Consider the following 25,642-nt stretch of genomic DNA (forward strand, 5'->3'; position numbering starts at 1 on the left):
GTCGCGCGGTGGTGCAAATTGTGCTAGGGTCAGGACCTTGGATGCTGCGTATTGCTTTTTCTGGATTTTCGCCGCTCGCGCTTTTGCTGGGCCTTTTTTTGTTATGCGGACCGGTTATTGCGTTGGCGGATATCTTGGGTACCAAATGAATGGCGCCTGTGATCAGAAACGCACAATATGACTATGTTTCGAACCTTCCCAACACATCCAATAACGCGCAGGACGTCGCCGCAGCACTGGGGCGTATCCACTTTGATGTGACCGAGCTCTACGATCTGGACTATCGCCACATGCGGCTGGCTCTTCGTGATTTTTCCGACAAGGCGGCGGGGACCGATGTGGTGTTGGTCTATTTTGCCAGCCACTGGATCGAGATCGACAATACCAACTACCTTATCGCCTCCAATGCTAAGCTTAGGAATGACAGTCATAGACTTGGTCAACATGATCCGCAAAGGTCAATTCACGCCCGGATATCATCCGTTTCAACGGTTCGCGCAATTGGCAGGATAGTCACCTTTCCTGCTCAACCTACATTGCCTTCGAAGAAACTCGCGACAAAACCCGTCGCCGGGCAGCCTAACGATCCCCCTGTCTATCAGGAAGTAGCCTATTGAGTGCGTCAACTCCACAACCGGGCAGAGCAATCTTTAGGCCGACCCGGACTGACCACCTCAGAATTGCTACGTCCGGTCATCGGGATTGATCGTCTGCCCTGCCGCGTCGAAAAATTGCAGTTTCTCGGGTGCAAAATGTAAGCCGATTTGTGATCCGGCCCTAATCTGTGTGTCCCCGCCAAGGCGAACCGTCACTTTCTCTTCAAACCCGCAATCGACGATGATGAACATATCGGCGCCAAGATACTCGACCACCTCAACCTTGCCGTCGCTGTGACCAGAGCCAGGTTCGACGACACTTATATGTTCTGGACGGATGCCCAGCATCGTGGCTGTACCAGTCCGATCAAACGGGCCGCCTCCACCGTTTTCCAGCTGAAACTGATCGCCGGACACAGTGCAAGGAATGACGTTCATTTTCGGGCTGCCGATGAACTGCGCCACGAACAGGTTGGCGGGGCGTTCGTATAGTTCGCGTGGAGTACCGACTTGTGCGATCTTGCCGAATTCCAGCACCACGATGCGATCAGCCAGTGTCATCGCCTCGACCTGATCATGAGTCACATAGATCATGGTGCGGTTGAGGCTCTGGTGAAGCTTGGCAATCTCATACCGCATTTCGACCCTGAGGGCCGCGTCCAGGTTTGACAACGGCTCATCGAACAGGAAGGCGGTGGGGTCACGCACAATCGACCGACCGATCGCCACTCGCTGACGCTGGCCGCCGGATAAGTCTTTGGGTTTGCGCTCCAAATAGGATTCGAGCTTGAGGACCTCGGCGGCTTTTCCCACACGTTCGGCAATCTCGTTCTTGGATACGCCAGCCACTTTAAGCGAGAACCCCATATTTTCAGCCACGGTCAGGTGCGGATAAAGTGCGTAGGACTGGAACACCATGGTCAGCCCACGCTTTGAAGGTGGATTGTCGGTGACGTCATCCCCATTGATCAAAAGTGACCCACGCGAGATGTCCTCGAGCCCACCGATCATCCGTAACAGGGTCGATTTACCACAGCCCGACGGGCCAACGAAGACGACAAACTCGCCCTCTTCGATCTTTAGGTCGATGCCTTTGATCACCTGCACTTCGCCGAACCACTTCTCGACGGATTTGAGTTCGATGCTACCCATCAGTTTCTCCCTGCCCAATGCAGCCAGACGGCGGCGGTCCATGTGAACGAATTGCCACCGGCAGGACTCCCGGTAATCGGATCGTAGTATTCGGCAAACCCGTGGCCTGCGATCAGACGACCGGTTTTCAGGCGCAGCGCTTCGGCCTCAACCCCGTGGCCCATATCCTTCAGACCGAACCCCGCCAGCATGTTCATGAACGCCCATGTTGGCCCGCGCCAATATCGACGTTCATCGAATTTGGGCGATGTGGGATCATAGCTGGGGATCGGGTGCGGAACCGTAGTCAGAACAGTTTTCAACCGGTCCAACATTTGCTGGGATTCGATGCCTGCATACCAGCACAGATAGCTTGCATTTGAGACGCTTTCAGCCCACTGGCCCGTATGCGCATCTCGGGCATCAAAGGCTCCCAACGTTTCGTTCCATAGTGACTTTGCACCGGCGTCGAGCCGGTCCACGTCAGCACTAAGGCCTTCAGCCCTGATCCCCAATTCCTTGCTGATCGCCAGCAGATCGTGGGCGGCACGTAGGGCTGTGAAACTCATAGTAGGATCGGCAACACGGAACGGGTTCTTCTCCAACAATTGCTGCTGATCCCAGCCCGCTTCACGCCCAATCTGCACCAGTTTGATGTAGCGGTCGTAGTCGTATTTGGTGGGCCGGTCGGCGCTGTTCACGTGGCTGGTGTCGCGGCGCTGGTATTCCCCTACGTCCGAGGCATCAATGCCCGCCATCGCGCCATCCCAGTCCGGTGCATTGTCACGCCCTGCCTCCCACGGGTGGGTGGTGCAGACCGCGCCTTGATCATCAAGACGCCATCTCATAAACCACTGATGCCAAGCCAACATGGCCGGGAACAGGGCGCGGAGGCGGTCTTCACCAGCCGCGGGGTCTTTCTCCCATATCCGCCGCGCCATGGTGGCCGCCAGTGGTGGCTGGGTTACGCCAGACGAGGCAATTGGCCCAGTTCCGCCCCAGACATCCGGCCCGGGAAAATAGCCCGGATCCGGTTTGTGAAACAGGATGTGTGGGAGCATTCCGTCATCCCATTGGCCCGAGAACAGCGTCTCAAGCTCAGTCCAGGCACGGTCGATATCGAACTCGGCAAAACCCAGCGCGGCGACCGCGCTGTCCCAGTTCCACTGGTAGGGATAGAGCCCGCTGGTTGGGATCGTATAGCCGCCCCGATCGTTGGCAATCAGGATATTGCGCGCTGAATCCGTCGGCGAAGTAAAGTAGTTCATGTCTGTCATCCTTTGACCGAACCTGCAGTCAGGCCCTTGGTCATGAAACGTTCAAGCCCCAGAAACAGGGCCATAATCGGAACGGTGGCAATCACCGCGCCGGCCATCAGGTGTTGGCGTGGGATTTCCGAGGAGTTCAGCATTGTGACGCCTCGGGTTAGGGTGAATTTCGAGGGATCGTCCAGCAGCATGAAGGCCAGAAGGAATTCGTTCCAAGCGATCATGAAGACATAGAGCGACACCGAAGCAAGCGCAGGAAGGCTGAGCGGCAGGGTGATCTTCCAGATCACTGCCAGGCGCGAGAGACCATCCATCAGACCGGCCTCTTCCACCTCGGTCGGGAGACCGCGGAAATACCCCTGCAGCATGTATAGCGCGACCGGGATAGTGGTGACCGGGTAGATCATGACGATGCCAAGGATCGAATTCCGCAACCCAGTGAGCGAGAATGCTATATAAATCGGCAGCGCCAGAACGATCATCGGCACCATGTAGATCAGCAGGATCGAGCGTGAGAATGCCTTTTGGCCCTTGAACCGGAACCGCGCGACCGCATAGGCCCCTGGAATGCTGAAAGCCAGTGTGATGAAGACCGTCAGCACCGAGACGTAGAAGGACGTCCACAGGTACGAGCCGAAATTGAAGTCGCGGAACAGTTCTGTGTAGCTGCGAAACAGTGCCCAGCCCTGATCCAAATCCAGCGAGAAATCCAGCGGGTTCTGCAACAGGGCCTGTTGAGATTTGAGGCTGGTCATCACCATCACGTAGAAGGGGATGACGACGATGGCCGTGAAGAAGATGTATCCAAAACCAGTGCAGAACCGGATCACAGCGTCTTCATATTCATGACGGGTAAGTTCGCCAAAGGGCAGTTCTTTCAGGATTTCCGCCATCGACAGGTGCATGACGGCAGCAATCGCCACCACAGTGACCAGCACGGCCTGCAATGTGGTGTCCGAGCCAATCAGAACCGGGCCAAAACTGGTCAGGCAGGTTAGACCCAACAGAGCCGACACGCCCAGACGCGCAGAGGCATGGCGGGCCGGAAAGCGGACATACGCCAAACCCGCAAGTGCGCCCCAGATGACGCTCAGCAGAACCTGCGGACGGAAAGCAGCACCCGTGGCGAAGGACATTGTGACCGCGATGGTGGTAGCGATTACAACCAGCCAAAGCGCGCCTAGGATCGGGCCAGTGAAATAACCTTGTCGCATCACAGACCCTCCTCACGGCTAATGAACTTGAAAAAGACTAAGCTGAAGGTGATCAGGCACAGCAATATGACCACGGCCACAGCCGCGCCCGCCCCGATATTCGACACTGCAAATGCCTGTTCATAGACGTTCACAGTCAGCGTGCGGGTTCCTGCATTGCCACCGGTCAACAGAAAGATGTCGTCGAATTTGTTGAACGTCCAGATGAAGCGCAGCAGGAACAGGACCGACAAGATACCCAGCAGTTGCGGGATGCTCAGCAGCCAGAACTTCTGGAACGGTGACGCGCCATCCATATCCGCTGCCTCATACATGCTGCTATCGATGGACTGCATCCGCGCCAGAATGAACAGGAAGGACAGCGGGAAGTAGCGCCAGATTTCAAAGACGGTGACCATGATCAGCGCCAGCGGGCGTTCCCCGAAGAAGTTGATCGGCTCGCTGCTTAGCCCCATCTGCACAAGCAGCGCATTGGCCGAACCTGAGAAGGGATCGAACAGTGTTACCCAAGTAAAGGCCACGGCGATGACGGGTGCCACATAGGGAAACAGGTAAAGACCCCGGATGAACCCTTGTCCCTTGAAACTTTTGTTCAGTAGCAGGGCTGCAAAGAGCCCCATGACAAGTGCGCCGATGGTGCCGAAAACCGTGTAAAACAGCGTAACCCACAGCACGCCCCAGAACTCGTCGCCGTCGAACACACGGGCGAAGTTCTCCAGGCTGAACTCGAAATTCGTCAAAACACTGGGGCCGCTGCCAGTGACTGTTGGTTCTGACCCTTCAACCAAATTTTCGAACGCGTCCGGGTCACCATCGACCGCAACAGGGACGCGAATACGCTCGCGTTGGCCACCTTCCAGCGTACCAAAGTCGCAGAACAGCTCTTGCCCGGTTAACGCACAAGGGGCTGCAACGTCGCCGAGTGGCATCACGCCATCGGGCAGGACATCCCGGACGGTCACGCCATCAATCGCAATATCCTGACTGGAGTTGCGCAGGCGGTATTCGATCCGCAGATCATCACCCGATCCACGCAGGCTTTCACGCACGACCGGCGCAGGAGGGCGTAGGTCAGAAAGGGTGAAGGGTTTGAAGCTGATCCAGAAGATCGCCAGCAGGGGCAGGATCACAACCAGCGACACACTGATGATGGTCGGAGCCAGCAGCGTCCAGGCCAGACGCGCCTCGCGTTTGGCTAACGCCCCGGTTCCGGTCGGTGGGGTGGCCGAAGTCATAGTTTACCTCGAAGGGTTTAGGGGCAGCGGCGCGCACGCCGCTGCAGGTGCCGGGGTGGTTACTGAACCTTGCCCAACTCGTCGTTCATTGCCGCGATGGCTGCGGCCGCGTCGATCTCGTCGTCGATATACTGGCGCACGACGCGGTTTATGGCCTGGCTGTTGATCATCTTCGATGCCAACGCCAGTTGGCCTTCAGCCACACCCCAGCGCTGTGCCACATCCAGGCCGCCAACGATTTCGTCGATCATGGATTGTTCGTACAGATCACCCAGCGGGGCCTTGCGATCGACACCAACAGGTAGCTCTGCCCAGGCTTCCGAGAACGCGGTTGGGTTGTCGGCATTGCCACGGCGGACCGGGAACTTGCCTTCCGGCGCGATGGCCAGCGTCTGGGTGTAACCTTCGTCCATGGCGTATTTCACGAACTCCATCGCTGCATCGGTATCGGCATCATTGGTGATACCAAAGTACCGCACATCCCCCCAAGCCGCGCCATCAGGGTTCGACGGACCCGACAGTTTGGTCACGATGCCGGTCTTGCCGGCCAGATCGCGCGAGGTCGGGTCGTCGTTGATCGTTGGCGGGGCGCTGTCACGCAGACCGGCCAGTTCGTCCAGTATGAATGGCGACCAGATGATCATCGCGGCCTTGCCGTCAAAATACAGTTCGCGCGATTGTTTCCAGAAAAGCTCACCCGGAGGTGACGCTTTGGAGATTGCTTTGTAGAAATCCAAAACTTCGGTGGTCTTGGCTTCGTCCAGCGGTTGGAACCCATCAGGGCCAACGGGACTGACGCCATTGGCGAGGAACACGTGCTCCAGCACCTGACTCATGAAGTTTTCGTCAACCTTGGTGGCTGAGACAAACCCGTACATTTCCGGCGGGTTGTGCAAGGCTTCCAATGCGGCCTTAATATCCGCAAAGCTGTCGGGGGCCTCCAAACCCGCCTCGTCGAACAGGTCCTTGCGGTAAACGACCATCTGCGTCCAGCCATCGACTGGAACCGAGGCGGTTTCGCCGTTGAACGCAGCCATCGCCAAAGCACCGGGTGCAAAAGTGTCTGCGCCCAGTTCTTCGATCACTTCGGTCGCGGCTTCGGTGTCCAGAATGCCAGCCTCGGCCCAGGGCAACGCGTATTGCAGCGTGTGATAGACAACATCCGGCAGGTCGCCAGCAGCAAAAGCGGCAGTCGCGCGCGTTCCCAGATCGCTTTCGGTGACCGGGATCACCTCAACTGTGGTGCCGGTTTCGACTTTGAACTGGTCCGCCATCTCTTGCTGTTTGGCCAGACGTTCGGGCTGCTCTTCAGTTGTCCAAAAACGGATTGTGTCGGCCTGCACTGATAGCGCTGTCAGCGCCAGCGCAAGTGACGAGCCAAGCATCAGCTTCGCAGCTTTGGGTGTTAGTTTCATCGGTGTCCTCCCCGGTTGTGTTCACGTCAGATGGTTTAGTTTCTGCGCCAATTCGTGTGACGTCAGTTTTGGTGGCCCGTCAGAGCCACCTTCGATCAGAGTGGCCTCGACCAGTTCTCGCAAGCCTGCAGCCGCTTCGCCGCGGATTTGTCGGATCAGTAATGTCGCCAGCCGTACACCGGCCGCGCGGGAATCGACGGAAAATGTGGTCAGTGCAGGCCGCGCGTAACGGCATTCCGGAATGCCGTCATAGCCAATCACCGAGATGTCGCGCCCTATCTCGAGCCCCTGATCCTGCGCATCCGCGCAGAACCCCAGTGCGGCCAGATCGGTCGCGAAGACAATCGCTGTTGGAGGTTGATCCAAGGCCATCAGTACTCGTCCCTGCGCTGCGCCATCTTCGCGCGTGCGCGCACCCTCCTGGATCAGATCCGGATCCAATGGCAGACCAGCAGCGTGCAGACCCTCGGCATAACCGTCACGGCGTAGATGCGCGTAGTTGAACTTGGGATCGCTCCCGACAAAGCCTATGCGTGTATGCCCCAAATTGCTCAGCCGCAAAACGGCATTGCGCATCGCGCTTTCCCCGGCAATGTCGAACCACGAAGTCTCGTCCCAATCGTTCGGTTGTCCATAGCCGGTGCGACCATACAGGATATGAGGCACCCCAAGACTGCGCAGCAGGCCGATACGTGCATCCTTCACCGCTGTCCGCGGTAGAATAAACCCATCGGCCTTCCGTTCTTCGTAGAGGCGGCTAAGAACTTTTAGTGTGTCTTTCTCGGAGGTCGCCGTGGAAATCGTCATGGTCCAATCCAGACAGCTTGCTGCTTCGCAGGCTCCGGCCAGAAAGTCCTGCAAGAAGGGATTGTGCTGATCCGGTTCCTCGCTGTTGATAACCATCGCTATCGCACGAACTTGCCCGGTTCGGATCGCCTGCGCATGGCTGAGCGGGCGGTATCCCAATACCCGAGCCGCTTTTTCAACACGTGCGCGCGTCGTCGAAGAGATATCCGGATACCCGTTGAGCGCGCGTGAAACAGTGCTTTTGGACAAGCCCAGATGCGCAGCCAATTCGTCCAATTTTACCCGGCCCGAGACGGTTGCTGGACCGGATTGGTCACGCGGTGGATATGAAAGATTCGCAGTCATTGAAGCTATTTGTTCGTTCCGAAACCGGTTTCGGCAACAAAAAAGTTAAAATAAGTGCAACCTGGTTATTTTTTGAACGCTTTAAGGATCGCGCCAATAATGAAAGGAAACACGTAGAAGGAGTTTGGCTCTCCTATCCCGACCGAGATGGTCAGGCGCAAGTAGCAAAACGAAACATCGGAACAGGATAGCAGGTTCACCAAGAGGCAAACCCGCCGAGCCGATCTCTTGATTTCGTGCAAAGTTGTGATCCCGACATCCATTGCGGGCCTCTGCCACGGGCCTATTGTTGCCTCGAACTACAGACGGGTTTTTATCGGTCTTTGGGATGTTGTTAGCCAGTGAAAGGACACCTCATGAACTCTTTGACTCAAGCTCTTCTAGGCGCCGCCGTATTCAGCGCTTCAATGGGTATTGCAGTGCATGCAGGCGATCTACAGGCTGGTGGTGAGACAGCTGGTCAATGCGCCGCCTGTCATGGCAATGCCGGGATCAGCACCGCAGATAATTTTCCAAACCTCGCAGGGCAAAAAGAAGGTTATATCAAGGCGCAATTGAAGGCATTCAAATCAGGGACGAGGAAGAACGATCTGATGAATGCAATTGCCGCAAACCTGACCGACTCGGATATCGAGAACCTGGCTACTTATTTTGCCAGTCTGCCCGGAGGTGAAGCCGGCGCGGTCGCGAATAATGAAACTGGTTTGGACGGTTCACTCTTGAAGCTGCCAGAGGACTACCAAACAACTTTCACCCGATATCATCGCAAAGACTATGACGATCGTAAGCAAGTGCGGTTTTTCAGCGGTAACAACATTGCACTTGCCGGAGTGGCGGATGGGGGGCCTTTTGAACCCGGAGCCTATTTCCTTGTGGAAGTATTCGACGCCAAGAAGGACGCCGATGGCAATCTGCTCAAAGATGCAGAAGGCCGTCTTATCGCTGGTGAACGCAAGTTATACACCGCGATGGAAAAACGAACCGGGTGGGGTGATGGCGTGCCCGATATCTATCGAAATGACAACTGGCGGTATTCCGTGTTCGAAGCTGATGGCAGCAACAAAGACGGCGTAAATGAAGCGCCCTGCATGGCGTGCCACAAGCCCCTGACAGAGGATGATTATGCCTTTACCGTTGATTGGGTGGAAGGTTTCCAATTCTCAAAGACAATCGGGTATTCTCACAAACTTTTAGAGTAAGTGTTTGAAGTTCCCTGTGCCTGATTGGCAAGGGCCAGTTGCAGAAAGACTAGCACCAAGGTGTTTTTTCCGCTCGACCTTGCCAGTGGGCTCTGGATGCCTATCGAATACGCCTTTTGCCCACTGGCAATTGCATTTCTAGGCAGGATTGAGCCGGCTAATTGCGTTCTGATTTGACGACAACGCTTAAAAGTGCGCCGCTTTCTTGCGACGCGTTGATGATGACCTAGTGTGAGCCCAGGACGTTCGCGAAAACTTTGACAGTCGGATTCTGATGGCTTGCAACGATTGCTGGTCGGTGCCTTACATGTCGAAGCCAAAGTTGTTTAAGACAAAAGCGAACCGGTTATTCGACCCGCATCGCTTCGGTTTCGATGTTGATATCCACCTGATCACCCACCAGACCGTTTCCTACGCCATAGGCCATCCCAAACTCGCTGCGTTGGACCGATGTGTCGATAGACAGGCCAAGAACCATACGTTTGTGCCCGAACGGATACGTATCGGCTTTGTTGAGTTTTACGTTCAGCGTCACCGGTTGTGTGATCCCTAAAATCGTTAGGTCTCCGGTCACGGTACCCGCATCCGCCGAGGCCGGTTGACCCGCCATGGCGGTGAAGGTGATTTCCGGAAACTCGGACACATGAAGAAAATCTTTTGCCTTTACGTGCCCATCCCGCGCGTCGTGGAAGGTGTTGACGCTGTCGGACGCGATCACGACTTGCACATTCGCAAGTTCCTGCGTGTCGGTGTCATAGTCAAAGCTGCCCCGAACCTCACCAAAGATGCCCAGCGTTTTTGCGAAACCGATATGCTCGACCGTGAAGTAAACCGTTGTGTGATCGGGGTCGAGCTCATACCGGGCCATCTCAGCAACGGCTGCGACTGGGGTGGTGGCGATCAGAAAGCTTAAGGCTAGGTGGCGCATCGGTGGCCCTCGTCAAGTTGTCGAGTTAGGGTGCAAGACTTACCTGTACATAGTACGCATTCCGCATCGACAAAGAACATCAAATGTACGCTACCCGATTGATTTGCGTCACCTGGAACATTCACCGCGCTCGCGGGCATGACGGCCTTGTCGATCCTTCGCGCATCCACGGGGCCGTTGGATGGCCTGATTTGACTGGTCCGACTTGATTGTTAGTGCATGACTGGCCTCGGGTCCATCTGGACGATGGTTTCAGGAGCTGGTGGCCGATAGCCGAGAGCGCTGTGGGGCCGCTTAGTGTTGTAGTGTTTCCGCCAGCCTTCGATGATAATCTGAGCCTCCCTCAGCGAGTAGAAGATCTCTCGGTTCAGAAGTTCATCGCGGAACCTGGCATTGAAGCTCTCCACATAGCCGTTCTCCCAAGGGCTGCCCGGTTCGATGAAGGCCGTCCTGGCTCCCACGGCTTCGATCCATGCTCGGACGTCTTTGGCAACGAACTCGGGGCCATTGTCGCTGCGCACAAATGCCGGCGGCCCTCTCAGGATGAAGAGATCGGTGAGAGCGTCGATCACGTCGGTCGAGTTTAGCTTCCGCTTCACTGTGATTGACAGGCATTCCCGGCTGAACTCATCGAGGATGTTCAAGGTACGGAACGCCTTGCCGTCGTCAGTGCGGCAATGCACGAAGTCGTAGCTCCAGACATGGTTGCGGTGCTCAGGCTTCAGGCGGATGCATGATCCGTCGTTCAGCCAGAGACGGCTCTTCTTTGGTTGCTTGCGTGGCACCTTCAGCCCCTCCCGCTTCCATAGCCGCTCAACACGGCCGACGCTGACCTGCCAGCCCGCATCTCTCAGCAGAACGGCGACGCGGCGGTAACCGTAGCTGCCGTATTGCCGGGCCAGTTCAATCATGTCCGCGACAAGCCGGTCTTCGTTTTCCCGGCCTCGGGGAGAGTACCTTTGCGTCGATCGATGCTGCCCCAGCACCCGGCGATCCTGCGTTCTGAAACCTTCATCCTACTTCGGATCAGGTCGATGCAGGCACGCCGGCGGGCGGGGCTCAGAAGTTTCCCGGGCTGCTTCCTTAAGGATTAGCTTGTCCAGGGTCGATCCGACACGGCTTTCCGAAGCCGTTCATTCTCTTTCTGGAGCCGTTTGAGTTCCTTAAGTTGGTCGGTTCCCATACCGCCATACTGCTTGCGCCATCGGTAATAGGTCTGCTCGGTAATGCGCACTTCGCGGATCGCATCCACGCGCTGCATACCCTGGCCGACAAGCACATCAACCTGCCGTAACTTCTGAACTATCTCCTCGGGCTTGTGCCGCTTGTTTGCCATTCTCTGTCCTCCGTTCACTATACATAACGGTGGACCTAGTCAGATGAGGCATTCCAGCGTTCGTTCAGGTTCATCAAGGTTAGTTACACTGGGTCGAACGCCGTTCGGCGTTCTCGCGGGAAAACTGGCGCCTTAGGCGGTTTTCAGCCTGTTTTCCCTCATCGTTTCTGACGCAATTATTTTTGGTTTCTTCGGCGCCCCGTTTCGGGGCAGCATTCCTGTCCACATGTGCTACACGGTTTTATTTGTCCTGTCCTGTCAGTGTTTTGGCGCAGTTGTCGGGACGCTGACTGGCGAGGCCGTTGGCGCGCTAGGTCTGTCCGGTGTTCTGGCCGCCCCGGCCTTTGGGTTTGCCGGGGTCAGCATTCCACGGTTGACCATGAACACCTTTGCATGGTCTTGGGGCAGTTTGCTGCCATTGGTACCCTATCTACAGCTCAGAACCGATCAGGTTTCGCGCGGTGTGTCACCAGAGGTGTCGCTGTCAGGGTTTGCATGGCTGACCGCGCAAGTGCTCATTTACGGCTCTCTGGCAGCGCTGCTTCTGTGGCGCAAATCCAGACCGCGTGCCTTTGGTCAGGAGGGGCTGGCATGATTGCCTTATTCCACGCGGTATGCACGTCACTTAAGAACTTGTGGTATGACAAGAACGCGCGATCTGCGATGATCGTGGCGATCTGTATCTATGCACTGCTTTACCCCCAACCTTATGCGAATGAAGTTGTGCGGAACGTTCCGATTGCGGTCGTCGACTCGGATCAATCTACGGCTAGCCGAGAGTTTTTGCGGCGGATTGACGACACCGACTCGGTCGCCATTCATGCAGCCAATGACAATCTTCTTGCGGCGCAAGAGTTGTTTTACGCTCGGGAAGTCTTTGGGGTCGTATTGGTGCCGGCCCATTTCGAACGTGATCTACTGGGCGGCCTTCCATCCTCGGTGGCGGTTTTCGGTGATGGTGGGCACTTCACTTTGTACCAGTCGTTTGCCGCCGCCGTGCGAAACGCCAGCCGAAGCCTAGGCACCGAAGTTCGAATCCAACGGCTGGTGTCCTCGGGCATGGACAGCAATCGGGCACAGTCCATCGTCTCTCCACTCGAGATCACTGCGGTCCCGCTTTTCAATCCGCACGGTGGTTTCGCGACCTATATCCTGCCGGCGGCATTTGTTTTGATCCTGCAGCAGACTCTGTTGACCGGTATCGGATTGCTGCACGCGGGACGCCCTCAACTAAAGGGGTTGGAACTGATCGCGAGCCCATTGGCATACATCCTTTTGTACTTGATGTGGATTGTCGTCACCCGACTGCTCGTGCCAGCGGCCTATGGGATTTCTCGTGTCGGCGACATTCTTCCGATGTTGGTTGTTGCCCTACCTTTCCTGACGGCTGTCACGGCTATGGGCTTTGCTTTGCTGCGTGTTTTTCCGACCCGTGCGTCGATGATGTTCTTTTTGCTGTTGCAAGGCTTGCCGCTGTTTTTCTTGTCCGGAATTTCCTGGCCGACTGAATCCATCCCGGACATCATCCGTCTTATCGCGTTGGCAGTACCATCCACTTTGGCAACGGCTGCGTTTGTTCAGGTGGACCAACTGGGGGCAACCCTTCATCAGGTGTTGCCAAGCCTAAAACTACTTGCGGTACAAACACTGCTGTATGGCGCGATTGCCGTATTGCCAAAGCGAAGCAAGGTGGTACCCACTGCTCTGCGGTGATGTCGAAAAGGTCAGACGAGTCAACGTTTTGTCCTGAAATGGCATATCCGCAAACCCTAACTTTCCTTACGTAATGCCCCAGAACTACGGAATCAGGCCGAACACCGGCCATTGCCTGGAACGATAGGGTTACGACTATGGACCGGAACACCAAGACTAGCCAGTGCATTAGGCCTGAGCAGGGGGGAACTCAAATCTCCGATCACTTCTTCGAGGCTGTACTTGAAGGGTCTTCCGGTAGGTGTTTTGAAATGAATCAGCAAAGTGGTTTTCCGTTCGAACTTGAGAAAAAAAGGCTATCAGGATGTCCTATAGTGGTCGTAGAATTTTCCAACTGCCAGCCCTAACCCTCCTCGCGTTGGCTGCCTGTAAAGAGGAAGAAGTTTCCAAAACTGAACTGCCGCCTCGGCCAGTCTTGTCCATAGTGGTTGCAGACGTTGAGTCGGTTCGGCAAGCGACATATCCCGGACGCGCGCAAGCGGTTCGCGAGGTTAACATCGCGTTTGAAGTGCCCGGAAAAATTTTGGCACGTCCCAGTGATGTTGGTACGACTGTAAAGCAGGGGGACGTTCTTGCCGCCCTCGATTCCGATCCCTACGTCGCCCGGGTCCATGCGCTGGAAGGACAACGTGCTGCGCTGGTGGCTACACTGGAAAATGCGAAGACCGAGTTAACTCGCCGCGAGCAGCTGGCGCAGAACGATTTTGTTGCCCAAGCGCGGGTAGATGATCAGATTGCACTGGTTCGGGCCACGGAATTCAATATCGATGCGGTTGAAGGGCAACTGGACGAAGCCCGGCTAAACCTTGGCTATACAACTCTTAAAGCCCCCTTTGACGGGGCAGTATCCAACACCTATGCCGAGCGATTTCAAAACGTTACAGCCGGTCAGCCAGTTTTGCGACTTCTCGACACGTCTCGGATTGAAATGGAGATTGCGGTTCCAGAAAGCCTGATAAATCTCGAGGAGTATGTCGAAGCTATCGAGGTTGAATACGCAAGCCTACCTGGTGTCAAAATTGAAGCGCAAATAGCGCGGGTCGGAAACGAAGCATCGGAATCCACCCGGACCTATCCGGTTACAATCGTGATGGAACAACCTGAAGAGGCCGAGATTCAACCGGGCATGGCCGGCCGCGCAACAGCGTTGGTCCGACTGCCCGAAGACTACGCCCAAACCGGGATTCAGGTTCCGGCTTCAGCGGTGTTCTCGCCCAATACATCTTCCGGGGACGAGGCCTTTGTCTGGGTCATCGACCCGGAAACCAGCACTGTCAGCGCAACACCCGTCACTGTAACATCTTTTGCTGATCGCGGTTTGTTGGTCACTGGTCTTGAACCAGGGGCAAGGATCGCCACTGCGGGGGTTAACACCCTGCAGGAAGGGCAAGAAGTCTTGTTGCCCAAAGTCGGAGAATGAACTGATGTCGATTGCGTCAATTGCGGTTCAGAACCGGTCGGTCACCTATTTTACCCTGTTTCTGATCCTCGTGATCGGTGCGCTCAGCTATTTTCGACTGGGCCAATTGGAAGATCCTGAATTTACAGTAAAAACAGCCATTGTCGCCACGCAGTACCCCGGTGCAAGCCCGTTGGAAGTTGAGCTGGAGGTGACGGACAGGATCGAAACGGCAATTCAGGAAATGCCCGAGCTGCGTTTTTTGACGTCGTTCTCTCATGCCGGTCTTTCAATTGTAAAAGTTGAGATCGAACAGGAGTTCTGGGCAGACCGATTGCCACAGGTCTGGGACCAGTTGCGTAACAAGGTACGCGATGTTGAAAGCCAGTTGCCACCGGGCGCCGGAACCCCTCTGGTCGCGGATGATTTCAGCTTTGTGTATGGCTTCGTGCTGGCCGTAACCGGTGATGGTTTCAGCCATGCCGAGCTTGAGGAATACGTCAAATCCATCCGCAAGGACCTGAACCTGGTTGAGGGCGTTTCTCGCGTCGAAACATGGGGCGTGCAGCCCAAGGTCGTCTATCTCGACGCATCAGAACAGCGTCTGCAGGATTTGGGCATATCGGCACTTGATTTTGTGTCGACCCTGAATGTGCAAAATCAGGTTGTCGAAGCAGGTGGGCTGAATATCGGTGATCGCCGGTTGCGCATCGCGCCGACAGGGCAGTTTCAATCGCCACAAGATATCGGCGATCTGCAGCTGCGACCGGCTCTTGCCGATACGGTTCTGGATGCGGTCGAGAATCTGGATGCTCCGCTGGATCTGCCAATTCAACGAGATGCCGAGATCGTGCGGCTGCGGGATATTGTGGAAGTCCGTCAAGGCTATCTTGAACCAAAGTTCACCGAAATGCGCTATAATGGCTTGCCCGCTATCGGCCTGTCGATTGCCAACGTGTCCGGCGGCAACATCGTAGATACCGGCAAAAACCTCGAGGTCGCATTGGCCGAGATTTCCGCCCGCCTGCCCGTCGGGGTGGAATTGCATCGCGTGGCCTGGCAAAGCGATCTGGTTACCCAAGCCATCGACAGCTTTGTCGTCAATCTGGCCGAGGCTGTTCTGATCGTTCTGATCGTTGTGGCCGTGTTCATGGGTTGGCGGATGGGGATTATCATCGGCGCCGCGCTGCTGTTGACAATTCTGGCCACGTTTATCGTCATGTTTGTGCTCAAGATCGACTTGCATCGGGTGTCTTTGGGCGCGCTTGTCATTGCCTTGGGCATGATGGTGGACAATGCCATTGTCGTCGCGGACGGCATGGCCACGCGCCTGCGCAAAGGCATGGCCAAGGTTGACGCCGCGATCGAGGCCGCAAGCCAACCCAGTGTTGCACTATTGGGCGCAACCATTGTGGCGTTGATGGCCTTTTTTCCGATCTATGCCTCTTCGGCCAGCGCCGGAGAGTATGCCGGGTCACTCTTTGTGGTTGTAGCAATCTCGTTGTTGATAAGCTGGATTATCGCAATGACGATCACGCCGCTTATGTGCATTGACCTGCTCAATCCTCCGAAAGTGATCGAGACACCCCGCGAAAGCGTCTCTACGCAGGTATTCCGCAATGTTCTCGGGGCGTGTTTGCATCACCGTGGGATTACGGCTGTGGTTGCCGTGGCCTTGTTAGGGTCGGCTCTCTATGGGTTTGGCTCGGTTGACCGTCTGTTCTTTACCGACGCCACCCGGCAGCAGTTCATGGTGGATATCTGGGCCGAAGAAGGCAGCACCATTGATCACACTTCCGAACTGGCACAAAGGGTCGAAGAACGTCTGGCCGATGATCCCCGCGTCGAAGGAATCGCCACTTTCGTCGGCTCGGGTGGTCCCAGGTTTTATTTACCTGTTGACCCAGAATTTCCGTACGCCAGCTACGCGCAGGTTGTTGTGAACACCACAAGTCTTGAGGTGGTGAACGACCTGATTGCAGAGCTTGACCCGTGGACCATCGAAGCAGTGCCCGAGGCCATGGTGCGAGTTCGCAAATACACAGCAGGTCCCGGCAACACCTGGCCGTTCGAGGTGCGCTTTAGCGGTCCGGCGAATGCAGATCCGACCGTCTTGCGTGATCTGGCTGAACAGGGAATGAACATCCTGCGCGCTTCAAACCATGCCAAAGATATCCGGCATGATATGCGTAATCGCGTGACCAAACTGGTGCCAGACTATAATCAGGTCACAGGTATTTGGACCGGGACTTCCCGCAACGATATCGCGAACGCTACAAGAGTTGCATTTGACGGTATGCCTGTTGGCCTTTACCGCCAGAACGAAGACCTGTTGCCAATCATCCTGCGCCGCACTGAAGAAGAACGTCAAACCGCAGCCGGAAATTTCGACAGTTTGCAGGTCACACCTGCCTTCACCACCAAAAGCGTGCCATTGGCCGCTGTTACGGATGGGGTGGGTGTCGAAATTGAAGATCCCACCATTGTCCGTTGGAACCGCCAGCGCTCTATCGCCGTTCAGGCGAGTCCGGTGGGTGTGACACTGCCCGCTTTGGTTCAGGATGTACGGGACCAATTCGAGGCTATCGAGTTGCCCCCTGGCTATCATCTGGAATGGCGAGGTGAGACTTTCAGCACCGCCGACTCGCAAGAGGCTTTGATACCCGGCTCAGGCCCTGCAGTGGTCATCATGGTGTTTATCATCGTGGCGCTATTCAATGCGTTCCGCCCGGCGCTGGTGATCTTTACGGTCGTCCCATTTGCCCTCATCGGCATCACCGGCGGATTGCTCGCGTTCGGTCAGCCGTTCTCGTTCATGGCATTGCTGGGCGCGATGAGCTTGGTTGGTTTGATGATCAAGAACTCCATCGTGCTGCTGGATGAGGTCAATGTGAACCTCCAACGTGGGCTGGAGCCATACGACGCTCTGGTCGAGGCAGCGGTTTCACGTTTGAACCCGGTATTGCTGGGTGCGGCCACGACAATTTTGGGAGTGTTGCCATTGCTACAGGATATCTTCTGGGTCGCGATGGCGACGACCATCGCTGCGGGTTTGACCATTGGTACAATGATAACAATGATCATGGTGCCCGTCTTCTACGCGATCTTCCACGGTGTTCGGCCAAAGTCAACTTGACGTTGCAACATCCAACCGGAGCATGTCAGAAGGCCATTTCTGAGTGTTTACTCCCGCCGTTGCTTCACGATCCTCTGGAAGTAATGGACGCCGCCAGTATTGAAGAAACGCGCCAAGAGCGCGCGACTAACTCGCGCGCTCTTATGACTAATGGACGGCGTTCGCTCACATTGCCTAAACGTCGGAAAACGCGTGCCTCAGCGACTGCAAACACGAAGATGGTACGGATCAATTTAGTTCACAGGCTCGAGTGGTCTTTCCGCCTCACGCCTGTAGACGGTATCTACAGATCCCGGATTGCGCTCAATTCGCCATGACGACCCAAGTGTCCGAAGCCGACGCGAAGCACTTGGGTCGGAAATTTAAGACAAACAATCTTGGACTGACTATTTGAAGACCGGCTTTCGGTTTTCTGCAAACGCCTGAAAGGCTTCCTGAAATTCGCTATGATCAAGCTGAGCAGCAAAATCCGTCAACTCTTCGGTGACCCTTATCCAGACATCACCCGTAAGAGGGCGGCGCAGAAGCGCTTTGGTTTTCATCAAAGCGTTCGGTGGCAATTCACCAAGCTCGGAAACCGCGGCTGAAACCGTGTCTTCCAGATCCTCGGCGGCGACAACCCCACTGACAAGCCCGGTTTCAAGCGCAACTTGGGCAGAGAACATCCGGCCCAGAAGCAAAAGTTCCGCCGCTTTGGCCTGCCCCATCAGACGCGGCAGGATGTAGCTGGCCCCGGCTTCGGGTACCAGACCAAGGTTGACAAAAGGCAGACGGAATCGCGTGCCTTCGGCCGCATAAATCAGATCACAATGCATCAGCATTGTTGCGCCAACCCCGATGGCCACTCCTTCTACCTGTGCGACAATCGGCTTGGGGAATTTGATCAGCGCTTCAAGAAAAGCCACGACGGGCGGATTTTCACCAGAGGCCGAGTTGTGAAAATCGCTCACCATGTTGCCGCTGGTGAAATCACCGTCTGCACCGCGCAGCCAAACCACTCGAATTTCAGGGTCTTTGGCTGCGGTTGTCAGGGCTTCGGCCAGACCAAGATACATCGACCGATCGATCGCATTTTTTTTGCCGGGGTTCGACATCGTTATACGCAGGGTAGAACCCAGTTTCTCGGTCGCGACACCTTGCGTGGCTGTATTTTCGTTCGTCATTTTCGTTTCTTTCGCAGGTTTATTTTCGGGTTGTCTGTTAGGCAGCGTTATAGCCAGCCAGGCGTTCGCTGATGATCTGATCAGCCTCGGACATGACGCGGTCCAACAGCTCCTGGCAGGAAGGCACGTCATTGATCAGGCCAACAACCATGCCGCAGGACCAAGCACCGCTATCCATATCCCCGCCCTGCATGATACCCGGGTAGACACCGGCCACTTCGTCGATGATGTCTTCGAACTGAATTGTCTCACCCTTTTCTTTTTCCTTGGCCAGAATGCGCTCGACCGCCGGGTTGGTCATGACCCGTTCCGTGTTGCGCAGCGGGCGCATGACAAGGCGCGTGTCCAGTTCGGTCGCCGCGACGATGGCGTCCTTTACGTTCTGATGCACAGGCGCTTCCTTGGTGGCAACGAAACGCGTACCCAGATTGATACCCGACGCCCCCATAGCCAACGAAGCCACCAGTGAGCGGCCATCGGCCTGACCGCCGGACGCGACGAAGGGGATCTCCAACTCATCAGCGGCGCGGGGCAACAGGATCATGTTGGGCACGTCATCCTCGCCCGGATGCCCGCCGCATTCGAACCCGTCAACAGATACGGCATCGCAGCCGATTTCCTGCGCCTTGAGAGCATGGCGAACCGAGGTACATTTGTGGATCACCTTGATCCCTGCATCCTTAAGATACGGCATAACCTGTGCCGGGTTGCGCCCAGCCGTTTCTACCACTGTGACGCCACCGTCGATGATCGCCTTGATCAGAGCCGGGTAATCCGGCGCGTTGACGGTTGGCAGAAACGTGACGTTCACTGCAATAGGTTTGTCGGTCATATCCTTGCAACGCGCGATCTCATTTGCCAGATCGGCGGGCGTTTTCTGTGTCAGTCCAGTGATCGTTCCCAGACCGCCAGCATTTGAAACGGCGGCTGCGAGTTCGGCAAACCCGACATAGTGCATCCCGCCCTGAATGATTGGGCGTTCAATGCCAAAGAGTTCGGTAATTTCGGTTTTCATGGCCTTGGCCTCCGTGATGAGTCTGTTGTTGGCACCGCCTCTCAGGTGCCTCAGTTTTTGCGATTGGGGGCGGCGCCGCCGCCCCTTACCCCAGTTTTGATGCACCTAGCCAACCTGAACGTCAGATGAAAACAGGTGTTCGGCCAGCGTTTCCCCGACCTTTGAAACCGTTGCTCCGTTCTGTCCCGAAAGTGCTAAAGGTGCGTGCATCCTGTACGCCGTTTTTCTATTCGCGATACGGTGAGTCATACCGGATTCTGGCGGAAAGCATGGCGTGACGTGGGGTCGAACTGGATTGCCGGTTCACTAGACGTCGGATCAGCCGGGTGTACTGTCACGACGGGCCAGAGAATGCCGCTTCACCTGAAAACCCTCGCGATTGTCAAATTTTTCAAGATAGAGCTGTCGTTCCCTTGTGTCTGGTCGGAAACCTACAACCAGAGCATATGTTAACAGGCACGGTTTTCTTCAGGAGCACACATGAGCAATACGTATTTCGCACCAAAAGGTGGGCATCCCGGACAAGACCAGTTGCTGACAGATCGTGCCGTGTTTACTGACGCCTATGCCGTCATCCCTAGGGGCACGATGCGGGACATCGTCACCAGTTTTTTGCCCTTTTGGGAAGACACGCGACTGTGGGTCATCTCGCGCCCGCTGAGCGGCTTTGCCGAAACCTTTTCGCAATACATCATGGAAGTTCAGCCCGGCGGAGGCTCTGACCGGCCCGAGACCGATCCCGAGGCGCAAGGCGTCTTGTTCGTGGTCGAAGGCAACGCGACATTGCACGCTGGCGGTACCACCTATCAGCTCACCCCCGGTGGCTATGCCTATCTGCCTCCTGAAACCGATTGGACCTTGCGAAACCACGGTGAGGGCACTTTGCGATTTCATTGGATCCGCAAGGCGTACGAAGCTGTAGAAGGGCTGGGCACACCTGATATCCTTGTTCTCAACGAAAACGACATTGCGCCAACACCGATGCCGGGCACGGATGGCAAATGGGCGACAACGCGATTTGTAGACCCAAACGACTTGCGACACGACATGCATGTGACCGTCGTGACTTTTGAACCCGGCGCGGTCATCCCCTTTCTTGAGACGCATGTGATGGAACACGGCCTGTACGTTCTTGAGGGCAAGGCCGTTTATCGCCTGAACAATGACTGGGTCGAGGTCGAAGCCGGGGATTATATGTGGCTGCGCGCCTTCTGCCCTCAGGCATGCTACGCAGGTGGGCCAGGGAAATTCCGGTACTTGCTATACAAGGACGTGAACCGCCACATGGCGTTGCGGACTGGACCCGCAGCGTTTCCACGACATCAGCGCCTTAGGTCCGCGGCAGAGTGACGACACCCCCGATCGCCTGCGTCAATTGATGGGCTGCCTCGATGACGGGGCGGCTTAGTCGCTCGATCTCGGCTTCGCTCACACGGCTTGTTGGCCCGGACACCGATATCCCGGCCACCGCCTCTCGATTGATATCGAACACGGGTGCTGCAATGCATCTCATGCCCGTGTTCTTTTCTTCGTTATCAATCGCGTAGCCCTGCGATCGGATGGCTACCAGATCCTCTTTCAGTGCATCCGGCTGCGTAATCGACCGATCCGTGAAAGCCTGCAACTCGGCGGCGGCCAACAAGCGATCCAGCCGATCTTCATCCATATAAGCCAACAGAGCCTTCCCAATACCCGAAGCATGCATCGGGGACAAAGTGCCCGGAGGAAAAAATGCACGGATGCTGGCGTGTGTTTCCACCTGGCTCAGAAATAGCACCGCCCCTTCTCTCTCGACGCCCAGATTGGCGGTCTCTCCAGTCGCTTCCATCAGCTTTCGCATGACGGGCCGTGCCCGATCAACAAGGCTGGTTCGTCTAAGAAACCGCGAGCCTATAACAAAGGCGCGCGGGCCAATATGCCAGACTTGTTCATCACGATCGAATTCGACAAGCCCCCTGCCCTCCAGCGTCACCAGAATACGATAAACCGTTGCTGGGGACTGCTTCATTTCATCGGACAGCGTCGTCAGAGCCTTCCCTTGCGCTTCGCTCAGATATTCGAAAACCTCCATCGCCCTATCCAAGGACTTGATGGTATTTTGCGCGGTCTTGTCATCCCATCCTCGGGGTCTTCCCCTGGCTTTGCGACGGGACTCAGGCTCATTGTTCCGGAAATCCATAAAATACCTTTGATCTGTTTTGAAAGCTTAATTCATGATATGAAAAATGTAAGCTTCTGACAACTATAAGATAAATGTCATTATCTGTATTTTGAAAAGTGTTTTCAAAATAATTTCCCGACGAACGCCTTGGTCGTATTGTTTGGTCAACGACGGAAGGAGACCACCCATGAGCTTTCAAAACCCCGTTTTCATTCCGGGTCCGACCAATATCCCCGAGAGCCTGCGCAAGGCCTGCGATATGCCCACGATCGACCACCGCTCGCCGCTGTTTGGGCAAATTCTGCATCCCGCGCGTGCCAGTGTTCAGAAAATCCTGAAAAGCAAAAGCGCCGAGGTTTTTATCTTTCCCTCCAGCGGGACCGGCGGCTGGGAAACCGCTTTGACCAATACCCTGTCAGCCGGCGACAAGGTTCTTGCAGCGCGCAACGGTATGTTCAGCCATCGCTGGATCGACATGTGTCAACGTCACGGGTTGAATGTGAAAATCGTTGAAACCCCTTGGGGCCAGGGCCTGCCCGCCGACCACTACGAAGAGATTTTGACCGCGGATGCGAACCACGAAATCAAGGCGGTTCTGGCCACGCACAACGAAACAGCAACAGGCGTAAAATCGGATATTGCTGCCGTGCGCAAAGCATTGAACGCCGCCAAGCACCCCGCCATGCTGTTTGTCGATGGAGTTTCGTCCATTGCATCCATGGATTTCCGCTTTGACGAATGGGGCGTAGACGTTGCGGTGACCGGATCGCAAAAAGGATTCATGCTGCCCGCCGGGCTTGCCATTGTAGGCTTTAGCAAAAAAGCGATGGAAGCGACCAAAACCGGCACCCTGCCCCGCACGTTTTTCGACGTGCGTGACATGGCCAAGGGTTACGTCAACAATGCCTATCCCTACACGCCCGCCGTCGGGTTGATGAACGGTCTCAATCAGGCTTGCGACATGTTGCTGCGTGAAGGTCTAGAAAACGTCTTTGCCCGCCACCACCGCATAGCTGAAGGTGTTCGCGCCGCCGTGAGCGCCTGGGGTTTGGAGCTTTGCGCAGCCAACCCATCGGTGTATTCAGACACCGTCAGCGCGATACGCACGCCGAACGGCTTTGATGCAACAAACATCGTCACCCATGCCGCCGAAAAATATGGCGTTGCTTTTGGTGTCGGGCTCGGCGAGGTCGCCGGTAAGGTGTTCCGTATCGGGCACCTTGGCAGCCTGACCGATGTCATGGCGCTGTCCGGCATCGCCACAGCTGAAATGTGTATGGCCGATCTGGGACTGAACATCCAATTGGGCTCGGGCGTTACGGCTGCACAGGAATATTATCGCGGTCATCCAGCCGTCGCGCAGAAGGACGCTGCATAATGAAGGATTGCACGATGTATATCCCGACCTACGAAGATATGCTCGACGCCCACAGCCGGATCGAGCCCTACATCCGCCGCACCCCGGTTCGAACCTCGGACTACCTCAATGAACTGACCGGGGCGCAGTTGTTCTTCAAATGCGAGAACTTCCAGGAACCCGGCGCCTTCAAAGTGCGCGGGGCTACCAATGCCGTGTTCGGCCTTGATGAGGAACAGGCAAAGAAGGGCGTCGCGACACATTCGTCTGGCAATCACGCCTCGTGCCTCTCTTATGCTGCAATGAAGCGGGGCATACCGTGCAATGTTGTCATGCCGCGCACCGCGCCACAGGCAAAAAAGGACACGGTTCGCCGCTACGGTGGAAAGATAACGGAATGTGAACCCTCTACCTCGTCGCGCGAAGCGACATTTGCCGAGGTTCAAGCAGCGACGGGCGGCGATTTCGTTCACCCGTATAACGATCCAAGGGTGATCGCCGGGCAAGGCACATGTTCGCGTGAATTCATAGAACAGACGGATGGCCTGGATGCTGTTGTTGCCCCGATCGGAGGTGGCGGCATGGTGTCTGGGACGTGTCTGACTCTTTCGACCTTAGCGCCCGAGACTGCAATCATCGCAGCCGAACCCGAGCAAGCCGACGACGCCTATCGCAGCTTCAAAGCAGGGCACATTATCGCCGATGATGCTCCAAAGACAATCGCCGACGGTCTTCTTGTCCCCCTGAAAGATCTCACGTGGCACTTCGTGTCGAACCACGTTTCCGAAATCTACACGGCCACGGAACAGGAGATCATCGACGCAATGAAGCTGACGTGGAAACACCTTCGGATCGTGATGGAGCCGTCCTCGGCCGTTCCATTGGCCACGGTACTGAAGAATCCAGACGCGTTCAAAGGCAAGCGGGTCGGTCTGATCATCACCGGTGGCAATGTCGATCTAGACAAGCTGCCCTGGCTGACTGTGTGACCACCCCCGACAGACATCAATCCCGATATAGGAACACGGAAATGAAAGACATGACCAATCTCGACGAATTCGAAGTCGGCTATGACATTCCGGCCAAGCCCGGAATGGATGAAGCCGATATCCAGACCCCTAGCCTCGTGCTGGATCTCGATGCACTGGAACGCAATATCAAGAAAATGGGCGACTATGCAAAAGCGCATGGTATGCGCCATCGCGTGCACGGGAAAATGCACAAATCTGTGGACGTTGCAAAACTTCAGGAAAGGATCGGTGGCGCCGTTGGTGTTTGCTGTCAGAAAGTTTCCGAAGCGGAAGTTTTCGTTCGCGGTGGCATCAAGGATGTTCTGGTATCAAATCAGGTGCGTGACCCCGCCAAAATCGACCGTCTTGCCAGCCTGCCAAAGCTGGGCAGCCGCATCATCGTCTGCGTGGACGATGTGGACAATGTCGCAGACTTGTCTGGCGCGGCCGTCGATCACGGGACGCAATTGGAAGTTTTTGTGGAAATCGACTGCGGTGCCGGGCGTTGCGGTGTCACGACAACCCCAGAAGTGATCGAGATTGCCAAAGCCGTAGTAGACGCCGAAAATCTGAAATTCACGGGCATCCAGGCCTATCAAGGCGCGATGCAGCATCTCGACAGCTATGAGGCGCGTAAAGAAAAGCTCGACACGGCGATTGCCATGGTCAAGGACGCCGTTGAAGGGCTGAAGGCGGAAGGCATTGAATGCGAATTGGTCTCGGGTGGCGGTACCGGATCTTATTACTTCGAATCCAACTCGGGCGTGTATAACGAGTTGCAGTGTGGGTCTTACGCTTTCATGGACGCCGATTACGGCCGTATTCTGGACAAGGACGGCAATCGCATCGACCAAGGAGAGTGGGAGAACGCCTTTTTCATCCTGACAAGCGTTATGAGTCACGCCAAGGCTGACAAGGCAATCGTCGATGCCGGCCTCAAGGCACAGTCGGTTGATAGCGGCCTGCCGGTCGTCTATGGGCGCGACGATGTCGAGTATATCAAATGTTCGGACGAACATGGCGTCGTCATGGACACGGACGGGGTACTCAAGGTCAACGACAAGCTCAAGTTGGTTCCGGGGCACTGTGACCCGACCGCGAACGTGCATGATTGGTATGTCGGCGTGCGCAACGGCAAGGTTGAAACCGTGTGGCCCGTATCTGCCCGCGGCCACGCGTATTGATGCCCGACACCCAATAGCAGGCAAATCCGG

The 25,642-nt window shown here is 55.9% G+C and carries 20 protein-coding genes and 3 pseudogenes; 12 read left to right on the forward strand and 11 right to left on the reverse strand.

Going from position 1 to position 25,642, the window contains the following annotated elements; all coding sequences use genetic code 11:
* Nucleotides 1-149: 149 nt before the first annotated feature.
* Nucleotides 150-395 (forward strand): annotated as a pseudogene (locus tag ACR3E7_RS20175) (caspase family protein); the annotation flags it as partial.
* A gap of 34 nt (nt 396-429) precedes the next feature.
* Nucleotides 430-513, forward strand: a pseudogene (locus ACR3E7_RS20180) (IS6 family transposase); the annotation flags it as partial.
* 170 nt (nt 514-683) lie between these two features.
* Here the strand turns inward: ACR3E7_RS20180 and ACR3E7_RS20185 are convergent.
* From ACR3E7_RS20185 to ACR3E7_RS20210, 6 genes are read right to left on the reverse strand one after another with little or no spacing between them, the layout of a single operon-like run.
* Nucleotides 684-1,748, reverse strand: coding sequence for an ABC transporter ATP-binding protein (locus tag ACR3E7_RS20185; RefSeq protein WP_170789219.1), 1,065 nt, complete (start codon nt 1,746-1,748; stop codon nt 684-686).
* The gene (locus ACR3E7_RS20190) at nt 1,748-2,995 is read right to left on the reverse strand and encodes an MGH1-like glycoside hydrolase domain-containing protein (RefSeq protein WP_480504563.1); all 1,248 of its coding nucleotides are present in this window, start codon (nt 2,993-2,995) and stop codon (nt 1,748-1,750) included. The genes ACR3E7_RS20185 and ACR3E7_RS20190 overlap by 1 nt, the downstream gene beginning before the upstream one ends.
* Nucleotides 2,996-3,000: 5 nt before the next feature.
* Nucleotides 3,001-4,209 (reverse strand): carbohydrate ABC transporter permease, encoded by a 1,209-nt coding sequence (locus ACR3E7_RS20195; RefSeq protein WP_170772088.1) that lies wholly within the window; start codon nt 4,207-4,209, stop codon nt 3,001-3,003.
* Nucleotides 4,209-5,444, reverse strand: a complete 1,236-nt coding sequence (locus tag ACR3E7_RS20200; protein ID WP_480504560.1) for a carbohydrate ABC transporter permease — start codon at nt 5,442-5,444, stop codon at nt 4,209-4,211. Before ACR3E7_RS20200 ends, ACR3E7_RS20195 begins: the two co-directional genes overlap by 1 nt.
* Nucleotides 5,445-5,503: 59 nt before the next feature.
* Complete coding sequence (locus ACR3E7_RS20205; protein WP_480504559.1) at nt 5,504-6,859, reverse strand: ABC transporter substrate-binding protein; 1,356 nt, start codon at nt 6,857-6,859, stop codon at nt 5,504-5,506.
* Nucleotides 6,860-6,880: 21 nt separating this feature from the next.
* Nucleotides 6,881-8,011, reverse strand: coding sequence for a LacI family DNA-binding transcriptional regulator (locus ACR3E7_RS20210; protein WP_480504557.1), 1,131 nt, complete (start codon nt 8,009-8,011; stop codon nt 6,881-6,883).
* On the opposite strand from ACR3E7_RS20210, the gene ACR3E7_RS20215 reads away from it, so the two are divergent.
* Nucleotides 7,993-8,202: a hypothetical protein gene (locus ACR3E7_RS20215; protein WP_480504555.1), complete on the forward strand. Its 210-nt coding sequence runs from the start codon at nt 7,993-7,995 to the stop codon at nt 8,200-8,202. The two genes, ACR3E7_RS20210 and ACR3E7_RS20215, sit on opposite strands and share 19 nt — an antisense overlap.
* A gap of 165 nt (nt 8,203-8,367) precedes the next feature.
* Nucleotides 8,368-9,210, forward strand: a complete 843-nt coding sequence (locus ACR3E7_RS20220) for a cytochrome P460 family protein (RefSeq protein ID WP_480504553.1) — start codon at nt 8,368-8,370, stop codon at nt 9,208-9,210.
* Nucleotides 9,211-9,556: 346 nt separating this feature from the next.
* Here the strand turns inward: ACR3E7_RS20220 and ACR3E7_RS20225 are convergent, their stop codons facing one another.
* Complete coding sequence (locus tag ACR3E7_RS20225; protein WP_170772076.1) at nt 9,557-10,138, reverse strand: YceI family protein; 582 nt, start codon at nt 10,136-10,138, stop codon at nt 9,557-9,559.
* A 212-nt stretch (nt 10,139-10,350) separates the two neighbouring features.
* Nucleotides 10,351-11,474, reverse strand: a pseudogene (locus ACR3E7_RS20230) (IS3 family transposase).
* A 148-nt stretch (nt 11,475-11,622) separates the two neighbouring features.
* Here ACR3E7_RS20230 and ACR3E7_RS20235 point away from each other — a divergent pair.
* The 4 genes from ACR3E7_RS20235 (at nt 11,623) to ACR3E7_RS20250 (ending at nt 17,722) form a co-directional block, all read left to right on the forward strand.
* Nucleotides 11,623-12,069 carry an ABC transporter permease gene (locus ACR3E7_RS20235; RefSeq protein ID WP_480504071.1) on the forward strand — a complete coding sequence of 149 codons (447 nt, stop codon included), beginning with the start codon at nt 11,623-11,625 and terminating at the stop codon, nt 12,067-12,069.
* Nucleotides 12,066-13,187: an ABC transporter permease gene (locus tag ACR3E7_RS20240; protein WP_480503833.1), complete on the forward strand. Its 1,122-nt coding sequence runs from the start codon at nt 12,066-12,068 to the stop codon at nt 13,185-13,187. The genes ACR3E7_RS20235 and ACR3E7_RS20240 overlap by 4 nt, the downstream gene beginning before the upstream one ends.
* A gap of 304 nt (nt 13,188-13,491) precedes the next feature.
* Entirely contained in the window at nt 13,492-14,607 is a 1,116-nt protein-coding gene (locus ACR3E7_RS20245) for an efflux RND transporter periplasmic adaptor subunit (RefSeq protein WP_480503834.1), read from the forward strand.
* A gap of 4 nt (nt 14,608-14,611) precedes the next feature.
* Nucleotides 14,612-17,722, forward strand: a complete 3,111-nt coding sequence (locus ACR3E7_RS20250) for an efflux RND transporter permease subunit (RefSeq protein ID WP_480503835.1) — start codon at nt 14,612-14,614, stop codon at nt 17,720-17,722.
* Between the two features lie 386 nt (nt 17,723-18,108).
* Here the strand turns inward: ACR3E7_RS20250 and ACR3E7_RS20255 are convergent, their stop codons facing one another.
* Together ACR3E7_RS20255 and ACR3E7_RS20260 are read right to left on the reverse strand one after the other, a co-directional pair.
* Nucleotides 18,109-18,885: an enoyl-CoA hydratase gene (locus ACR3E7_RS20255; RefSeq protein ID WP_480503836.1), complete on the reverse strand. Its 777-nt coding sequence runs from the start codon at nt 18,883-18,885 to the stop codon at nt 18,109-18,111.
* Nucleotides 18,886-18,922: 37 nt separating this feature from the next.
* Nucleotides 18,923-19,900, reverse strand: a complete 978-nt coding sequence (locus ACR3E7_RS20260; protein ID WP_170783391.1) for an NAD(P)H-dependent flavin oxidoreductase — start codon at nt 19,898-19,900, stop codon at nt 18,923-18,925.
* Between the two features lie 480 nt (nt 19,901-20,380).
* Between ACR3E7_RS20260 and ACR3E7_RS20265 the strand changes: the two genes are divergently transcribed.
* On the forward strand, nt 20,381-21,250 hold the full coding sequence (locus ACR3E7_RS20265; protein WP_480503837.1) for a bifunctional allantoicase/(S)-ureidoglycine aminohydrolase: 870 nt from the start codon (nt 20,381-20,383) through the stop codon (nt 21,248-21,250).
* On the opposite strand, the gene bhcR is transcribed toward ACR3E7_RS20265, so the two are convergent.
* The gene (bhcR, locus tag ACR3E7_RS20270; RefSeq protein WP_170772054.1) at nt 21,231-22,079 is read right to left on the reverse strand and encodes an HTH-type transcriptional regulator BhcR; all 849 of its coding nucleotides are present in this window, start codon (nt 22,077-22,079) and stop codon (nt 21,231-21,233) included. The two genes, ACR3E7_RS20265 and bhcR, sit on opposite strands and share 20 nt — an antisense overlap.
* Before the next feature lie 169 nt (nt 22,080-22,248).
* On the opposite strand from bhcR, the gene bhcA reads away from it, so the two are divergent.
* Genes bhcA through bhcC form a run of 3 tightly spaced genes read left to right on the forward strand, consistent with a single transcriptional unit; the run spans nt 22,249 to nt 25,612 of the window.
* On the forward strand, nt 22,249-23,439 hold the full coding sequence (gene bhcA / locus ACR3E7_RS20275) for an L-aspartate--glyoxylate aminotransferase BhcA (RefSeq protein WP_480503838.1): 1,191 nt from the start codon (nt 22,249-22,251) through the stop codon (nt 23,437-23,439).
* Complete coding sequence (gene bhcB / locus ACR3E7_RS20280; RefSeq protein ID WP_480503839.1) at nt 23,439-24,407, forward strand: beta-hydroxyaspartate dehydratase BhcB; 969 nt, start codon at nt 23,439-23,441, stop codon at nt 24,405-24,407. The genes bhcA and bhcB overlap by 1 nt, the downstream gene beginning before the upstream one ends.
* Before the next feature lie 41 nt (nt 24,408-24,448).
* On the forward strand, nt 24,449-25,612 hold the full coding sequence (bhcC, locus tag ACR3E7_RS20285) for a 3-hydroxy-D-aspartate aldolase BhcC (protein ID WP_170772052.1): 1,164 nt from the start codon (nt 24,449-24,451) through the stop codon (nt 25,610-25,612).
* The last annotated feature ends 30 nt before the right edge of the window (nt 25,613-25,642 follow it).

The sequence above is a fragment of the Ruegeria sp. BK1 genome (assembly GCF_056535645.1).

What these genes read in the sequence shown, in the direction of transcription:
- ACR3E7_RS20200 (WP_480504560.1), bottom strand. Translation starts at nt 5,444, where the DNA reads ATGACTTCGGCCACCCCACCGACCGGAACCGGGGCGTTAGCCAAACGC.
- bhcB (WP_480503839.1), top strand. Translation starts at nt 23,439, where the DNA reads ATGAAGGATTGCACGATGTATATCCCGACCTACGAAGATATGCTCGAC.
- ACR3E7_RS20195 (WP_170772088.1), bottom strand. Translation starts at nt 4,209, where the DNA reads ATGCGACAAGGTTATTTCACTGGCCCGATCCTAGGCGCGCTTTGGCTG.
- bhcR (WP_170772054.1), bottom strand. Translation starts at nt 22,079, where the DNA reads ATGGATTTCCGGAACAATGAGCCTGAGTCCCGTCGCAAAGCCAGGGGA.
- ACR3E7_RS20240 (WP_480503833.1), top strand. Translation starts at nt 12,066, where the DNA reads ATGATTGCCTTATTCCACGCGGTATGCACGTCACTTAAGAACTTGTGG.
- ACR3E7_RS20205 (WP_480504559.1), bottom strand. Translation starts at nt 6,859, where the DNA reads ATGAAACTAACACCCAAAGCTGCGAAGCTGATGCTTGGCTCGTCACTT.
- ACR3E7_RS20245 (WP_480503834.1), top strand. Translation starts at nt 13,492, where the DNA reads ATGTCCTATAGTGGTCGTAGAATTTTCCAACTGCCAGCCCTAACCCTC.
- ACR3E7_RS20220 (WP_480504553.1), top strand. Translation starts at nt 8,368, where the DNA reads ATGAACTCTTTGACTCAAGCTCTTCTAGGCGCCGCCGTATTCAGCGCT.
- ACR3E7_RS20260 (WP_170783391.1), bottom strand. Translation starts at nt 19,900, where the DNA reads ATGAAAACCGAAATTACCGAACTCTTTGGCATTGAACGCCCAATCATT.
- bhcA (WP_480503838.1), top strand. Translation starts at nt 22,249, where the DNA reads ATGAGCTTTCAAAACCCCGTTTTCATTCCGGGTCCGACCAATATCCCC.
- ACR3E7_RS20250 (WP_480503835.1), top strand. Translation starts at nt 14,612, where the DNA reads ATGTCGATTGCGTCAATTGCGGTTCAGAACCGGTCGGTCACCTATTTT.
- ACR3E7_RS20265 (WP_480503837.1), top strand. Translation starts at nt 20,381, where the DNA reads ATGAGCAATACGTATTTCGCACCAAAAGGTGGGCATCCCGGACAAGAC.
- ACR3E7_RS20255 (WP_480503836.1), bottom strand. Translation starts at nt 18,885, where the DNA reads ATGACGAACGAAAATACAGCCACGCAAGGTGTCGCGACCGAGAAACTG.
- ACR3E7_RS20185 (WP_170789219.1), bottom strand. Translation starts at nt 1,748, where the DNA reads ATGGGTAGCATCGAACTCAAATCCGTCGAGAAGTGGTTCGGCGAAGTG.
- ACR3E7_RS20210 (WP_480504557.1), bottom strand. Translation starts at nt 8,011, where the DNA reads ATGACTGCGAATCTTTCATATCCACCGCGTGACCAATCCGGTCCAGCA.
- ACR3E7_RS20225 (WP_170772076.1), bottom strand. Translation starts at nt 10,138, where the DNA reads ATGCGCCACCTAGCCTTAAGCTTTCTGATCGCCACCACCCCAGTCGCA.
- ACR3E7_RS20190 (WP_480504563.1), bottom strand. Translation starts at nt 2,995, where the DNA reads ATGAACTACTTTACTTCGCCGACGGATTCAGCGCGCAATATCCTGATT.
- ACR3E7_RS20215 (WP_480504555.1), top strand. Translation starts at nt 7,993, where the DNA reads ATGAAAGATTCGCAGTCATTGAAGCTATTTGTTCGTTCCGAAACCGGT.
- bhcC (WP_170772052.1), top strand. Translation starts at nt 24,449, where the DNA reads ATGAAAGACATGACCAATCTCGACGAATTCGAAGTCGGCTATGACATT.